This window comes from Streptomyces aureus (genome assembly GCF_000725495.1).
Classification (GTDB): Bacteria; Actinomycetota; Actinomycetes; order Streptomycetales; family Streptomycetaceae; genus Streptomyces; species Streptomyces aureus_B.
Window position 1 is genome coordinate 26,724 of sequence record NZ_JNZD01000023.1, and the last position, 14,375, is coordinate 41,098.

16 protein-coding genes and 1 riboswitch are annotated in these 14,375 nt (G+C 71.6%); of the genes, 9 read left to right on the plus strand and 7 right to left on the minus strand.

The window, feature by feature from the left end:
* Nucleotides 1-117 precede the first annotated feature (117 nt).
* Both IO36_RS25435 and IO36_RS25440 read left to right on the plus strand, forming a co-directional pair.
* Nucleotides 118-1,470, plus strand: a complete 1,353-nt coding sequence (locus IO36_RS25435; protein WP_037623271.1) for a class II 3-deoxy-7-phosphoheptulonate synthase — start codon at nt 118-120, stop codon at nt 1,468-1,470.
* Between the two features lie 160 nt (nt 1,471-1,630).
* On the plus strand, nt 1,631-1,879 hold the full coding sequence (locus tag IO36_RS25440; RefSeq protein ID WP_078943433.1) for a (2Fe-2S)-binding protein: 249 nt from the start codon (nt 1,631-1,633) through the stop codon (nt 1,877-1,879).
* Here IO36_RS25440 and bfr read toward each other — a convergent pair.
* Complete coding sequence (bfr, locus tag IO36_RS25445) at nt 1,876-2,355, minus strand: bacterioferritin (RefSeq protein ID WP_037623273.1); 480 nt, start codon at nt 2,353-2,355, stop codon at nt 1,876-1,878. The genes IO36_RS25440 and bfr overlap by 4 nt on opposite strands.
* Before the next feature lie 155 nt (nt 2,356-2,510).
* Between bfr and IO36_RS25450 the strand changes: the two genes are divergently transcribed.
* A complete protein-coding gene (locus tag IO36_RS25450) occupies nt 2,511-3,143 on the plus strand; it encodes a sulfite oxidase-like oxidoreductase (RefSeq protein ID WP_037623274.1) in 633 nt (210 codons plus the stop codon).
* A 53-nt stretch (nt 3,144-3,196) separates the two neighbouring features.
* On the opposite strand, the gene IO36_RS25455 is transcribed toward IO36_RS25450, so the two are convergent.
* The 6 genes from IO36_RS25455 to thiO all read right to left on the minus strand — a co-directional run bounded on the left by IO36_RS25455 (nt 3,197) and on the right by thiO (nt 9,075).
* Nucleotides 3,197-3,715 carry a DUF4396 domain-containing protein gene (locus IO36_RS25455; protein WP_037623275.1) on the minus strand — a complete coding sequence of 173 codons (519 nt, stop codon included), beginning with the start codon at nt 3,713-3,715 and terminating at the stop codon, nt 3,197-3,199.
* A gap of 93 nt (nt 3,716-3,808) precedes the next feature.
* Nucleotides 3,809-4,678, minus strand: coding sequence for a deoxyribonuclease IV (locus IO36_RS25460; protein ID WP_051900946.1), 870 nt, complete (start codon nt 4,676-4,678; stop codon nt 3,809-3,811).
* Nucleotides 4,679-4,754: 76 nt separating this feature from the next.
* Nucleotides 4,755-6,695 carry a Stk1 family PASTA domain-containing Ser/Thr kinase gene (pknB, locus tag IO36_RS25465; protein WP_037623277.1) on the minus strand — a complete coding sequence of 647 codons (1,941 nt, stop codon included), beginning with the start codon at nt 6,693-6,695 and terminating at the stop codon, nt 4,755-4,757.
* A gap of 218 nt (nt 6,696-6,913) precedes the next feature.
* Nucleotides 6,914-7,708, minus strand: a complete 795-nt coding sequence (locus IO36_RS25470) for a thiazole synthase (protein ID WP_037623278.1) — start codon at nt 7,706-7,708, stop codon at nt 6,914-6,916.
* A 3-nt stretch (nt 7,709-7,711) separates the two neighbouring features.
* Nucleotides 7,712-7,912, minus strand: a complete 201-nt coding sequence (gene thiS / locus IO36_RS25475) for a sulfur carrier protein ThiS (RefSeq protein ID WP_037623279.1) — start codon at nt 7,910-7,912, stop codon at nt 7,712-7,714.
* On the minus strand, nt 7,909-9,075 hold the full coding sequence (thiO, locus tag IO36_RS25480) for a glycine oxidase ThiO (RefSeq protein WP_037623280.1): 1,167 nt from the start codon (nt 9,073-9,075) through the stop codon (nt 7,909-7,911). Before thiO ends, thiS begins: the two co-directional genes overlap by 4 nt.
* Nucleotides 9,072-9,184, minus strand: a riboswitch (TPP riboswitch). It overlaps the preceding gene by 4 nt.
* A 52-nt stretch (nt 9,185-9,236) precedes the next feature.
* Between thiO and IO36_RS25485 the strand changes: the two genes are divergently transcribed.
* The 6 genes from IO36_RS25485 to IO36_RS25510 all read left to right on the plus strand — a co-directional run bounded on the left by IO36_RS25485 (nt 9,237) and on the right by IO36_RS25510 (nt 14,366).
* Nucleotides 9,237-9,614, plus strand: coding sequence for an avidin-fold protein (locus tag IO36_RS25485; RefSeq protein ID WP_037623281.1), 378 nt, complete (start codon nt 9,237-9,239; stop codon nt 9,612-9,614).
* Nucleotides 9,615-9,646: 32 nt separating this feature from the next.
* Nucleotides 9,647-10,885, plus strand: coding sequence for an NAD(P)/FAD-dependent oxidoreductase (locus IO36_RS25490; RefSeq protein WP_037623282.1), 1,239 nt, complete (start codon nt 9,647-9,649; stop codon nt 10,883-10,885).
* A gap of 64 nt (nt 10,886-10,949) precedes the next feature.
* Complete coding sequence (locus tag IO36_RS25495) at nt 10,950-11,321, plus strand: Rv2175c family DNA-binding protein (protein ID WP_037623283.1); 372 nt, start codon at nt 10,950-10,952, stop codon at nt 11,319-11,321.
* Between the two features lie 90 nt (nt 11,322-11,411).
* A complete protein-coding gene (gene thiE, locus IO36_RS25500) occupies nt 11,412-12,071 on the plus strand; it encodes a thiamine phosphate synthase (protein WP_037623284.1) in 660 nt (219 codons plus the stop codon).
* A 289-nt stretch (nt 12,072-12,360) separates the two neighbouring features.
* Nucleotides 12,361-13,284 (plus strand): methylenetetrahydrofolate reductase [NAD(P)H], encoded by a 924-nt coding sequence (gene metF, locus IO36_RS25505; RefSeq protein WP_037623285.1) that lies wholly within the window; start codon nt 12,361-12,363, stop codon nt 13,282-13,284.
* A gap of 56 nt (nt 13,285-13,340) precedes the next feature.
* Nucleotides 13,341-14,366 carry an SCO2102 family sporulation regulator gene (locus IO36_RS25510; protein ID WP_037623286.1) on the plus strand — a complete coding sequence of 342 codons (1,026 nt, stop codon included), beginning with the start codon at nt 13,341-13,343 and terminating at the stop codon, nt 14,364-14,366.
* The last annotated feature ends 9 nt before the right edge of the window (nt 14,367-14,375 follow it).

Sequence of the window (14,375 nt, forward strand, 5' to 3'; positions counted from 1 at the left end):
ACTCCGTCTCCCGGGCGGCCGTCGCGGCCGCCCGGGGAGGCACCGATCGAGCGGGGTTCGTCTCACTTGATGAGCATGTGGACAAGACGCCCGACACGACCCCGTAATGTTGTCCGGGTGACCGTGAACGCTAAGTCCAGCGCGAGCGCTGGCAACACCTGGCGAAACCTGCCCGCGGCGCAGCAGCCCGAGTACCCCGATGCCGAGGCTCTGCGCGATGTGATCGCGGACCTCGAGTCGTATCCGCCGCTCGTCTTCGCGGGCGAGTGCGACCAGCTGCGCGCCCGGATGGCGTCCGTCGCCAAGGGAGAGGCGTTCCTTCTCCAGGGCGGCGACTGCGCCGAGGCCTTCGACGCCGTGTCGGCCGACCACATCCGCAACAAGCTCAAGACGCTGCTCCAGATGGGCGCCGTCCTCACGTACGCCGCCTCGGTCCCCGTGGTGAAGGTCGGCCGGATCGCCGGCCAGTACTCCAAGCCGCGCTCCAAGGGCACCGAGACCCGCGACGGCGTGACCCTGCCGACCTACCGGGGCGACTCGGTCAACGGCTTCGACTTCAACGAGAAGGCCCGTATCCCGGACCCCGAGCGCCTGAAGCGGATGTACAACGCCTCCGCCTCGACGCTGAACCTGGTGCGCGCCTTCACCACCGGCGGTTACGCCGACCTGCGCCAGGTGCACGCCTGGAACCAGGACTTCGTGAAGTCGTCCCCGTCCGGCCAGCGCTACGAGCAGCTCGCGCGTGAGATCGACAACGCGATGAACTTCATGCGGGCCTGCGGCACCGACCCGGAGGAGTTCAAGACCGTCGAGTTCTTCTCCTCGCACGAGGCGCTGCTCCTCGACTACGAGTCGGCGCTGACCCGCGTCGACTCGCGCACCGGGAACCTGTACGACGTCTCGGGCCACATGGTGTGGATCGGCGAGCGCACCCGCCAGCTGGACGGGGCGCACATCGAGTTCGCGTCGAAGATCCGCAACCCCGTGGGGATCAAGCTCGGCCCGACGACGACGGCCGAGGAGGCGCTGCAGTACATCGAGCGCCTCGACCCGGACCGCGAGCCGGGCCGGCTCACCTTCATCGTGCGCATGGGCGCGGACAAGGTCCGCGACAAGCTGCCCGAGCTGGTCGAGAAGGTCACCGCCTCCGGCGCGACCGTGGCCTGGGTGACCGACCCGATGCACGGCAACACCTTCGAGGCGGCCTCGGGCCACAAGACCCGCCGCTTCGACGACGTGCTCGACGAGGTCAAGGGCTTCTTCGAGGTCCACAAGGGTCTCGGCACGCACCCGGGCGGCATCCACGTCGAGCTCACCGGTGACGACGTCACCGAGTGCGTGGGCGGCGGCGACGAGATCTTCGTCGACGATCTGCACCAGCGCTACGAGACGGCCTGCGACCCCCGTCTGAACCGCAGCCAGTCCCTTGACCTGGCGTTCCTCGTCGCCGAGATGTACCGCGACCAGTAGCAGATCAACAGGCGGAACGCCTGTTACGGGCGCCTGAAGTGGGGCGCGGATCACATACGATCCGCGCCCCACGGCACTTTTGCGGTTCCTGTGTCACGGGTAAGGTTAGGTTAGCCTCACCGATCATCGGGACGGCACGACCCAGCGATTCCGGCGGGAGGTGAACCGCGTGTACGTCTGCAGTTGTTTCGGGATCACCGAGCAGCAGGTGAAGAAGCATGCGGAGGACGGCGCCTGCACTCCGCGGCAGATAGCCTCGGCCTCCAAGGCGGGCACGGACTGCGGTTCGTGCGTACGCCGGATCCAGGCACTGCTGGGCAGGGGCTCGTGCCCCCGCCGCGACCTGGCCGACCGGGGCATGCCGGTGCTCTCCGAGGTCCTCGGCGCCGACCGGCAAGAGGCCGCCTAGCTCTCCGGCTGCTCGATCAGCTGCGCGATGTAGAGCGCCTCGCCGAGCTTCTCGACCAGTTCGAGCTGGGTGTCCAGGTAGTCGATGTGGTGCTCCTCGTCCTCGAGGATCGACTCGAAGATGTTGGCCGACGTGATGTCGCCCTTCGCGCGCATCACCTCGATCCCGCGCTTGAGGCGGTCGATCGCCTCGACCTCCACCTGCCGGTCGGCCTGGAACATCTCCGTGACCGTCTGCCCCACCCGGACGTGGAAGAGCCGCTGGTAGTTCGGCAGTCCGTCCAGGAACAGGATGCGGTCGGTGAGCACCTCCGCGTGCTTCATCTCGTCGAACGACTCGTGCCGCGTGTACTTCGCGAGCTTCGTCCAGCCGAAGTTCTCCTGCATCTTCGCGTGCAGGAAGTACTGGTTGATCGCGGTCAGCTCGGCGGTCAGCTGCTCGTTGAGGAATTCGATGACCTCGGGGTCGCCCTGCATCGCAGAGGCTCCTTCCAAGCGGATCAATGGCCTGATTGCGCCGCATCTTTTCACCGGTGTCCGGGAGCGTCCAGTAAGTGCATGCTTACTCCGGGTTGCCCCCATCCGGCCGGTGCTGGTCATGGGCACTGCCGCGGGTCTGTCAGGATGGAGTCATGGGTCAGCCGGTGGAGCACGAATCTGGAGAAACGGCACAGTCGGAGCTTCCGCCGGGACAGCGACTCCAGCGCGGCTGGCCGGTCACGCACTACGGACCGGTGCCCAAGTTCCGCCCCGAACGCTGGGAGTTCCGGGTGTTCGGCGCCACCGCCGACGGCGGGAAGCAGTGCTGGACCCACGACGAGTTCACCGCCCTGCCGTACGCGTCCGTCGTCGCCGATCTGCACTGCGTCACGAAGTTCAGCATGCTCGGGGCCGAATGGGGTGGTGTCCCCGCCCGGACGATCCTGGAGATAGCCCCGCCCGCGCCCGCCGTCACCCATGTGATGGTCTGGGCCGAGTACGGGTTCAGCTCGAACCTGCGGCTCGCGGACTTCGCCTCCGAGCGCACCATCTTCGCCACCCACAAGGACGGCGAGCTGCTGACGGCGGAACACGGCTTCCCGCTGCGTCTGGTCGTCCCGCACCTCTACGCCTGGAAGGGCCCCAAGTGGGTGCGCGGCGTCGAGTACATGACCGCCGACCGCCGCGGCTTCTGGGAGGAGCGCGGCTATCACAACCTCGGTGACCCCTGGCGCGAGCAGCGCTACTCCTACCAGGAGGAACCCGGGGACGGCCCCGAACTCTGAGCCCCGGGCCCGAGTGCCGGCGCCGCCGTCCCGGGTGTCCCCGGGCGTGCGGGTCAGTGGTGGTACCGGTGCACCACGGCGTGGCCCTTGCCCCGGCCGATCGTCCACTTGTTGACGGGTGTGGTGACCACGAAGGCCACCGCGAGCGAGATCAGCAGCGAGCCCCAGAACAGTGGGTCCTTGAGCGTCGCGTCCATCGCGTCCGGCCACAGCACGATGACGCCGTTGTCGATCAGCTCCATCACCGCGATGGACAGGGTGTCCGCCGCCAGCGCCACCCGGACCGCGGTGCGCAGGTCGACACCCGCCTTCAGCACTCCGCGCAGGGTGAGCGAGTAGCCGAAGAAGAACGCCAGCACGATCGCGAGGATCGTCGTCGCGAGGTTTCCCCACCCGAGCGCCGTGCCCACGACCATGCCGAGGACCTCGCCGACGGCACAGCCGGTGAGGCAGTGCAGGGTGGCCAGGGCGGCCATGGACCACCCGGCCGGTGCCGTGTGGCCCGCGTGCGCGTGCGGCTCGTGCGCGGTGTGCGCCGAGTGCGTCTCGTGGGTGTGTGTCTCGTGCTCCATGAGGTCCCCCAATGTCGAGTCACGGTTCCTTCGCACAGAAGGAACCGTATACCCCCCTGGGGTATTCCCGAGCTCGCCAGAACGAGTTCGGGACTAACCGTCGCGCAGCTTCTTCAGCCGCTCCACGTCCGCCGCGTGCCCCTCCTTCCCGCCGGGCGTCTCGATGATCAGCGGCACGCCCTCGGTGGCCGGGTGCGTCATCAGGGCCCGGAACGGGTCCTCGCCTATGTGGCCGGAGCCGATGTTCTCGTGGCGGTCCTTGTGCGCGCCGACCACGTCCTTGGAGTCGTTGGCGTGGATCAGCTTCAGCCGCCCCTCACCGACGGTGTCGACCAGCAGGTCCAGGGTCTGGTGCATCCCGGTCGGCCCGGTCAGGTCGTGGCCCGCCGCGAAGATGTGGCACGTGTCGAGGCAGACCCCCAGCTTGGGGTGGGCGTCCAGGGCCTCGAAGTAGGGGCCGAAGTCCCAGGTGCGCGAGCACAGGGAGGAGCCCTGGCCGGCGGTCGACTCCAGCAGCAGGAACGGGTCGTCCTCGTGGGTCAGCTCGTCCAGCAGCGGCAGCAGCCGCTCGCGCACCTGCCGCAGGGCCACGGACCGTTCCCGGCCGCCGGTGGCGCTCCCGGTGTGCACGACGACCCCGAGGGCGCCGATCTCCCGTCCGCGGCGCAGCGAGTGCCGCAGCGACTCCACCGACTTCTCGACCGTCGCCTCGGTGTGCGAGCCGAAGTTGATCAGATACGGGGCGTGGACGTACGCGGGGATCGACCCTGCGGCGCACGCGGCGCGGAAGTCCTCGTCCTGCTTCGGGTTCCCGGCGGGCGTCGCCCAGCCGCGCGGATTGGCGACGAAGACCTGGACGGTCTCGGCCGCGAGGTCGCGGGCGTAGGAAAGGCCGACGGAGTTGAGGCCGCCGGCCACCGGGACATGGCCGCCGACGGGGTTGCGGAGGTGCTTGCTGGTCACGCCCGCCAGGGTGTCACGCGCCGCCGGACGCCCCGCGGGCGGACCCTCGCGAGCCCGCCCCGTCCCGCGGCTCCGCTCAGCGGATCTGGATCGTGATCGTCGATCCCTTGGGCGCGGTGTCGCCGCCGTGCACCGACTGCTTCTTGACGGTGTCGCCGAAGAGCCCGAGCAGCCCGCGGTCCTCGTCGACCTTGAACCCGGCGTCCTCCAGCGCCTTCTTGGCGTCGTCCACGCTGTCGCCGACGACGTCCGGGACCTCCACCATCTCGGGGCCCTTGGAGAGCGTCAGCGTCACCGTGTCGCCCGTGGCGGCCTCGCGGCCCGCGTCCGGCGACTGCTGGGCGACCTGCCCCTTGTCGAACTCCGAGGTGACCCGCTCCGGGGCGATCTTCACCTTCAGGCCCGCGCCCTCCAGCTGCGCGGTGGCGTCCTCCACCGACGAGCCGGTCACGTCCGGCAGTTCCACCGGGGCGCCCTTGCTCACCACGATCGCGATCGCCGAACCCGAGTGCCGCTGCGTGCCCGCGGCCGGATCGGTGCCGATCACGAAGCCCTTGGTGACATCCTCGCTGAACTCGCGGGTGACCATGCCCGGGGCGAGCCCGTCCCCCTTGAGCACCTCCCTCGCCTTGAACAGGGCGAGGCCCTTCAGGTCCGGCACCTTCACCGTCTGGGGGCCGTCGGAGATGGTCAGCGTCACGGAGTCGTTGTCACGGATCCGCCGGCCCACACCGGGGTCGGTGCTGATGACCGTGCCGCGCTTCACCGTGTCGCTGTAGGCGTGCTTGACCCGCTTGACGTCGAGTCCGGCGTGCTGGAGCTGCGTCCTGGCCTGCTGCTCGGTCTTCGCGAGGACCGGCGGGACCTTGGTGAACTGGCCCGAGTTGATGTACCAGACACCGGCGCCGAGGCCGAGGGCCAGCACGATCGCGGCGACCACCAGGAGCATCCCGCGCCGCGGCCGGGTGCCCGGAGGCCCCGCGGTCACGACCGGCGCGGTGGTGAACGGGCTGCTCTGCTCGAACCGGCTGGTCCGGCCGAGGTCGCCGTCGTCCTCGTTCACCGGCAGGAGACGGGGGACGGACAGCGAGCGCGGGATCACGCTCGTACGGTCGTCGGCGTTGTCGTGGCCCACGGACAGGGCGCCCGGCGGGATCGCGTCGAGCTGCTCGGCGGTCAGACCCGCCCGCGCCTCGAGGACCCGGCCCAGCAGCGCCACCGCGTCGGCGGGGCGGACCTCGGGGTTGCGGGCCGTTGCCGCGGTGACCAGCTCGTCCAGCGCGTACGCCAGGCCCGGCACGGCGGCCGACGGGGGCGGCACGTCCTCGTGGAGGTGCTGGTACAGGACCTGCGCGGCGGATTCCGCGCTGTGCGGCTTGGCCCCGGTGAGCATCTCGTACAGGACGACACCGCAGGCGTAGACGTCGACGCGGGTGTCGGCTGTCCCGTGCTCGATCTGCTCGGGGGCGAGGTACGACACGGTGCCGAGGACGGTGCCCGTCGTGCTGGTCACCGTGTCCACGGCGCGCACGAGGCCGAAGTCGGCGACCTTGACCCGGCCGTCGTCCCCTATCAGGACGTTCTCCGGCTTCATGTCGCGGTGCACGAACCCGGCGCGGTGGGCCGCGCCGAGCGCGGCGAGCACCGGCTCCAGGATGTCGAGCGCGGCCCGCGGCTGCAGGGCGCCCCGCTCGCGGAGCACGTCGCGCAGGGTGCACCCGGCGATGTACTCCATGGCCAGATAGACGTACGACCCGTCCGCCCCCTGGTCGAAGACCTGCACCACGTTCGGGTGGGCCAGCCGGGCGACCGACTTGGCCTCGCGGATGAACCGTTCGACGAACGAGGCGTCGGCGGCCAGCGTCGGATGCATCACCTTGAGCGCGAGCACGCGGTCGAGGCGGGTGTCCAGGGCCCTGTAGACCGTGGCCATGCCGCCGACCGCGATCCGTGCCTCGACGCGATAGCGGCCGTCGAGCACGTGCCCGACAAGCGGGTCCTGAAGGGTCGTATCCACGCAGGTGAGTCTACGAGCCGTCACCGTCACGGCGCCCCGTTCGGCCGATACGCGGGCCCGACTGCAGCCGACCTGTGACGCGCGCCGTTCGTACGAAGACGTGTTCGTCGCACAGATGTCCGATCACGTCCCGGCTGTCGCCGCAAGACCACAACGCGACAACCTGGGACGGGACGAGAGGCAGGAGCCGGCGGGCCCGGCCGGCGGCGGACCCGTGGTCAGAACGCCGGGCGCTCGGGGTCCAGCACCGCCCTGCCCTCCACGGGCGAGGACGCCGTGGCGAAATGCCGCCGGGGGATACGCCCCGCCCGCCGCGCCAGGCGCCCCGCCTCCACCGCGTGCCGCATCGCCTCCGCCATCAGGACCGGCTCCTGCGCACGGGTCACCGCCGAGGCCAGCATGACCCCCGCGCACCCCAGTTCCATCGCGAGCGCGGCGTCCGACGCCGTGCCCGCCCCCGCGTCCAGGATCACCGGCACCCGCGCCTGCTCGACGATCAGCTCGAAGTTGTGCGGGTTGCGGATCCCGAGCCCGGAGCCGATGGGCGAACCGAGCGGCATGACCGCCGCACAGCCGACGTCCTCCAGCTTCCGCGCCAGCACCGGGTCGTCGTTGGTGTACGGCAGCACCGTGAAGCCGTCGTCGACCAGTGTCTCCGCCGCGTCGAGCAGCTCGACCGGGTCGGGCAGCAGGGTGCGCTCGTCGGCGATGACCTCCAGCTTGACCAGGTCGGTGCCCAGCGCCTCGCGCGCCAGACGGGCCGTCAGCACGGCCTCTCCCGCGGTGTAGCAGCCGGCCGTGTTCGGCAGGACCCGGACGCCCAGCCGGTTCAGCACCGACAGGACCGAGCCGTGCACGGACGCGTCAACACGCCGCATCGCGACCGTCGTCAGCTCCGTGCCGGAGGCCACCAGGGCCCGCTCCAGCACGTCGAGGCTGGGGGCGCCGCCCGTTCCCATGATCAGCCGGGAACCGTAGGCCGTGCCGCCGAGGACGAGGGGATCGTCTGCCATGGGTCAGCCTCCTTGGACGGCGGTGAGGACTTCGACGCGGTCGCCCTCGGCGAGCGGGGTGGACGCCCACTGCGCCCGCGGCACGACGGTCTCGTTCAGGGCGGCGGCCACCCCCGACGACGACGCGGTCAGGGTCGCGACGAGCGCCTCCAGAGCGGTTCCCGCGGCGATCAGCCGGCGTTCCCCGTTCACGACGATGTTCATACGGGCAGCTCCGTGCGGGCCGGGGCGCCGAAGCGCAGGGGGGTGAAGGGGCGTGCCTCGGCGGGGAGTTCGCCGGTCGCGAGGACATGGGCCATCACGTCACCGGTCACGGGCGTCAGGAGCACACCGTTGCGGTGGTGGCCGGTGGCCAGCAGCAGCCCGTCCAGCGCGCTCGGGCCGAGCAGCGGAGCGTTGTCGGGCGAACCGGGGCGCAGTCCCGCCCGGGTCTCGGTGAGCGGCAGTTCGGTGATCCCGGGGACCAGTTCGTGGGCGTCGCGCAGCAGTTCGTAGACGCCGCCCGCCGTGACGGTGGTGTCGAAGCCCAGCTCCTCGGTGGTCGCGCCGACCACGAGCTCGCCGTTCTCGCGCGGCACCAGGTAGACGTGGCTGCCGCGCACCACGGCCCGCACGGTGCGGTTCAGGAAGGGCGCGTACCGCCGCGGCACGGTCAGCCGCAGCACCTGCCCCTTGACCGGGCGCACCGGCGGCACGGCCTCCTCGGGGACGCCCTCCAGGCGCCCGCTGAGGCTGCCCCCGGCGAGCACGACCCGCTCCGCGCCGAGTTCGGTGCCCTCCGTGGTGACCACCCCGGTGGCCCGCTCCCGGGCGACGGCCAGCCGCTTCGCCCAGGTCCGGTGCATCACCACCCCGGCCCGCTCGCACGCCGTGACCAGGGCCGCGGCGAGGCGCCGCGGGTCGATCTGGTGGTCGCCGTCCACCCGCAGGCCCCCACGTACGCCGGGCGCGAGCATCGGCTCAAGCCGACGGCACTCACGGCCGCTCAGCCACTGCGACTCCAGCCCCGAACGGACCTGGAGCGCGTGCAGTTCCCGCAGATGGGCGCGGTCGTCGGCGTCCAGCGCGACGGCCAGCGTGCCGCTGCGGCGGTAGCCGAGGTCCTGTCCGGTGGCCTCGGTGAGCTCGGCGGCGAAGTCCGGATAGCGGCGCGCCGAGGCGAGGTTGAGGCCGAGCAGGGTCTCCTCGCCGAAGTGCAGCTCGGTGACGGCGGCCAGCATCCCGGCCGCGACCTGGGCGGCCCCGCCGCCCGGCTCCGGGTCCACCAGCGCCGTGGCGAGCCCGCGCTGCGCGGCCCGCCAGGCCGTCACCAGACCGATGATCCCGCCCCCGACGACGAGGACGTCCGACGAACGTGCAGACGGCATGGGCCTCAGCCCCTCCCTTCGCCGGCATGACCCGGATCAGGTTCGTACGGTCGGAGGCCGCCCAGCCTCCCTCTCAGCCCGGTGCGTCCGGGCTCCCGCGAGTGCTTTACGTTGGCCACCCTAGCCCGCCCCCGTCCGTCTCAGTAAGGGAGCCTCCGCCCATGGCGCGACCGCTCGACGGCCTCGTCCTCGCCCCCGTCGCCGACCAGGCCCCGGGCCAGGTCGGCACCCGCACCCGGTTCGCGTACCACGAGCGGGACGGTGTGGTCTGGGCCGACTACGCGGGCGGCGACGTCGTCCGCGGACACCTCGTGGGCACCCGCGAGGGCGACCGTCTCGACTTCCGGTACGTGCAGCTCAAGACCGACGGGACCACCGCGTCGGGCCACTGCGTGTCCCAGGTCGTGGACCTGCCCGACGGGCGGGTGCGGCTGGAGGAGACCTGGACCTGGGAGTCGCAGCCGGGCGCGGGGACGAGCCTGGTCGAGGAACTGTCCGGGACCGCTGGTGTGGAACAGGTCACCGAGCACATCCGCTGACTGACGGATTGTCACGTGTCTATGGTGATCAGGTGAGCGATCAGACGCAGGCACAGTCCCCGTCGTACCGGCCGCTGCCGGACCGGGTCGTCGTGGTGGGCGCGGGCATGGCCGGGGTGCAGACCGCGGTGGCCCTGCGCGAACAGGGCTTCCCGGGCACCGTCGTCCTGATCGGCGCGGAGCCGCACCAGCCCTACGACCGGCCGCCGCTGTCCAAGGCCGTCCTGCTGGGCAAGGCCGAGGGCTCGGCCTTCGACGTCGACTTCGAGGCCCTGGACATCGATCTCAGACTGGGCAGCGAGGCGCTCGGCGTCCGCCCCGGCGACCATGAGCTGGACACGGCCGCGGGACCCGTCCCGTACGACGTCCTGGTCGTCGCCACCGGCGCCGAGCCGATCCGGCTCCCCGGCGCCGAGGGGGTGCCCGGGGTGCATCTGCTGCGCACCCTGGACGACGCCGAGCGGCTGCGTCCCGTCCTCGCCCGCCAGCACGACATCGTGGTGGTCGGCGCCGGCTGGATCGGCGCCGAGTTCGCCACGGCCGCGCGCGAGGCGGGCTGCGCGGTCACCGTCGTCGAGGCCGCGGACCGGCCGCTCGCCGGGGCGCTGCCGGCCGAGGTCGCCGCCCCGATGGCCGCCTGGTACGCGGACAGCGGGGCCACGCTGCGCACCGGCGCGCGCGTGGAGCGCATCGAGCCCGGCGCGGTGGTCCTGGACGACGGCTCCCGGGTGCCCGCGGACGCCGTCGTGGTCGGGATCGGCGCACGGCCCGCGACCGCCTGGATCGCCGGCTCCGGCATCGAGCTCGGCGCCCACCGCGAGATCCTCGCCGACGACCACCTGCGCACCTCCCTGCCGGACGTCTACGCGGTCGGCGACTGCGCCTCCTTCCCGTCCGGCCGCTACGAGGAGCGCCTGCTCGTCCACCACTGGGACAACGCGCTCCAGGGCCCGCGCACGGTCGCCCTGAACATCGTCGGCCAGACCCCGGCCGCCTACGACCCCGTGCCGTACTTCTGGTCCGAGCAGTTCGGCCGGTTCGTGCAGTACGTCGGCCACCACGCCCCCGGCGACACCCTGCTGTGGCGCGGTGACCCCGCGGGCGCCTCCTGGTCGGTGTGCTGGCTGCGGGAGGGCCGGCTCGTCGCCCTCCTGGCGGTGGGCCGCCCCAGGGACCTCGCCCAGGGCCGCCGGCTGATCGAGGCGGGCGCGGCCATGGATCCGGAGCTGCTCGCGGACCCGTCGAGGCCGCTGAAGGGCGCCACGGCCTGATCCGTCCCCCCGGGACGGACGCCCTCGGCTTCCGACTGTCGGTCCGGGATGGCACGCTTGTCCCGTGACCGAGATTGACGCAAAGATCGATGCTCTCGTCCCCGCCTGGCTCACCCTGCCCGACATCGCCGAACAGATCGGTGTCGAGGTGACGCGCGTGCGGCAGCTGGTCAAGGAGGGCCAGCTGATCGCCGTACGCCGTGGTGAGAACCGGGCGCTGCACGTCCCCGCCGACTTCATCGACGTGGCCGAGCAGAAGGTCGTCAAGGGCCTGGCCGGCACCCTGACGCTCCTGCGGGACGACGGCTTCTCCGACGAAGAGGCCCTGGAGTGGCTCTTCACCCCCGACCCGACCCTGCCCGGCACCCCCGCGCAGGCCCTGAGCGAGAATCGCGGCACGGAGGTGAAGCGCCGCGCCCAGGCGCTCGCCGTCTGATCCGATTCGAGACCGTCCGGCGCGGGAGCGCGGCGGCCCGGGTGTTCCGGCCGCCGCGCTTCGCGCGCACCGACAACGGGGGATTCACGCATGCCCGAGACCGCCGCCCCGACCGCGCGGGAGCGCCTCGCCGACGCCCGTGTCTATCTGTGCACGGACGCCCGCAGACGCCAGGGCGACCTCCCCGAGTTCCTCGACGCCGTCCTGGCGGGCGGCGTCGACATCGTGCAGCTGCGTGACAAGGGCATGGAGGCGGGGGAGGAGCTGGAGCACCTCCGGGTCCTCGCCGACGCCTGCGCCCGGCACGGCAAGCTCCTCGCGGTCAACGACCGCGCGGACGTGGCGCACGCCGTCCGCGCCGTCGTCCTGCACCTGGGCCAGGGAGACCTCCCGGTTCCCGCGGCCCGCGCGATCCTCGGCGACGAGGTGATCATCGGCCGTTCCACGCACGCCGAGGCGGAGGCCGGGGCCGCCGCCGTCCAGGAGGGCGTGGACTACTTCTGCACCGGCCCGTGCTGGCCCACCCCCACCAAGCCCGGCCGCCACGCGCCCGGGCTCGGACTCGTCCGCAGCACGGCCGCCCTCGGCACCTCCCGCCCCTGGTTCGCGATCGGCGGCATCGACCTCGCGCGGCTGGACGAGGTGCTGGAGGCGGGCGCCCGCCGTGTCGTCGTCGTACGGGCGATCACCGAGGCGGACGACCCGGGCGCGGCGGCGGCGGAGTTCGCGAAGCGGCTGCGCACGGTGTAGCGGGTCCGCCGCGCGGGCGCCGGCGCTGACGGCCCGCGCGGAGCTATCCGGCGGGCCCCTGTCCGGGGATCTTGCGGGCCCCTGTTCGGGGATCCGGCGGGCCGCTGCCCACGCGTCCGGCAGGGCCGCTGCCCACGCGTCCGGCAGGGCCGCTGCCCACGCGTCCGGCAGGGCCGCCGTCCGGGGGTCCGGCGGGGCCGCTGTCCGAGGGGTGGACAAGAAATCGACAGATCGGACAAAAACCAGCGGTTCGGTTGGGGGAGCGGCCCCCGCTGGCTAACCTGCCGATATGGCCCTCGGATCCGCTTCCACCAGGACTGATCGCGCTCGCACCGTCCGCGACATGCTCGCGACCGGCAAACAGACCTTTTCCTTCGAGTTCTCGGCGCCGAAGACCCCCAAGGGCGAGCGCAACCTGTGGAACGCCCTGCGGCGGGTCGAGGCCGTGGCTCCCGACTTCGTCTCCGTGACCTACGGAGCCGGCGGCTCCACGCGGGCCGGCACGGTCAAGGAGACCGAGCAGATCGTGCTCGACACGACGCTCACCCCGGTCGCCCACCTCACGGCGGTCAACCACTCCGTCGCGGAGCTGCGCAACATCATCGGGCAGTACGCGGACGCGGGTATCCGCAACATGCTCGCGGTGCGCGGCGACCCGCCCGGCGACCCCATGGGCGAGTGGGTCTCCCACCCCCAGGGGCTGACCTACGCGGCCGAACTGGTGCGTCTCATCAAGGAGTCCGGCGACTTCTGCGTCGGCGTCGCGGCCTTCCCCGAGATGCACCCCCGGTCCGAGGAGTGGGACGCGGACGTCTCGCACTTCGTCGACAAGTGCCGGGCCGGCGCCGACTACGCGATCACGCAGATGTTCTTCCAGCCGGAGTCCTACCTCCGTCTGCGTGACCGGGTGGACGCGGCGGGTTGTGCGACCCCGGTCATCCCCGAAGTCATGCCCGTGACAAGTGTGAAGATGTTGGAACGGCTGCCCAAACTCTCGAATGCTTCGTTCCCGGACGTCCTGAAAGAGCGGATCCTCACAGTCAAAGACGATGCGGCGGCTGTACGCTCGATCGGGATCGAGTTCGCGACGGAGTTCTGCGCGAGGCTGCTGGCCGAGGGAGTACCCGGACTGCACTTCATCACGCTCAACAATTCCACGGCGACGCTGGAAATCTACGAGAATCTGGGCCTGCATCACCCGCAGCAGGCCTAGACCGGTCGCACCCGCGTACGACACACTGCGTAGCGGCCACTGGGAGAGGGGCGTACATGGGCTTGACGGTCCTCTATCTGGCATTCGGCATCGTCGCGTTGTGGCTGCTCGGCGAGGTGCTGCTGCAGTACAAGGCGCGGCTGCGCTTCAGGCTGCTCGCTTTCGTCGGCTTCCTCGGCGTGGTCCTCGGCGTCCTGATGCACTCGGTCGTGGTCATCGGCCTGGGCGCGGCCGCCTTCACGGTCGGCCAGACGTACGTGACGCTGTCGTTCCGCCAGGGCTTCGCGCAGGGCTGGGCCATCAACGGTCCCGGTGTCGAGGGCAAGCCCGGCAAGCCCAGCAAGCGCCGCCGCGGCGAGAGCGAGGACGCCGAGGAGCCGGAGGAGGAGACCCCCGGCCTCGAAGAGGTCGAGGTGGCCGCCTACCGCCGCGAGGACCCGTACGCCGCCGACGAGGACGACGTCTTCACGCCCGCCCAGTCCGACCGCTTCGCGCCCCCGGAGCCGGCCGAGCCCACGGCCGCCGAGACGACCTCGGTGTACGAGCCGCAGCCGCTGCCCGAGGACACCGGCTCGTACGGCGTGTACGACTCCGGCGCCTACGCGGCCGCCACCGACCAGTCCTACGCCGGCGCGTCCGCGTCCCAGGACCAGGCGTACTCCACCGGCCAGAACCAGCAGGCGTACGCGACCGGACAGAACCAGCAGGCCTACGCCTACGACGGCTCCGGCTACACGGGCTACGACCAGCAGCAGCAGTACGGCTACGGCACCGGCCAGCAGCAGTACGCCGGCTACACGGACCCCTACACGGGCCAGCAGACGTACACCGGCGGCACGTACGACCAGAGCGCCTACAACGGCGGCGACCAGGGCTACGCGCAGCAGCAGGGGGGCTACGGCCAGGACCAGTACGCCACCGGCACGTACGGCGGCGAGACCCCGGCCGGCGGCGTCTGGGTGCCGCAGCAGCGCACCGACGAGTACGGCGGCGAACTCCCGCCCGAGCAGCAGCAGTACCCGTACCAGGGCAACGCCAACGGCAACGGCAACGCCGGATACGACGAGCAGTACCGCTACTGACCGGCCGGG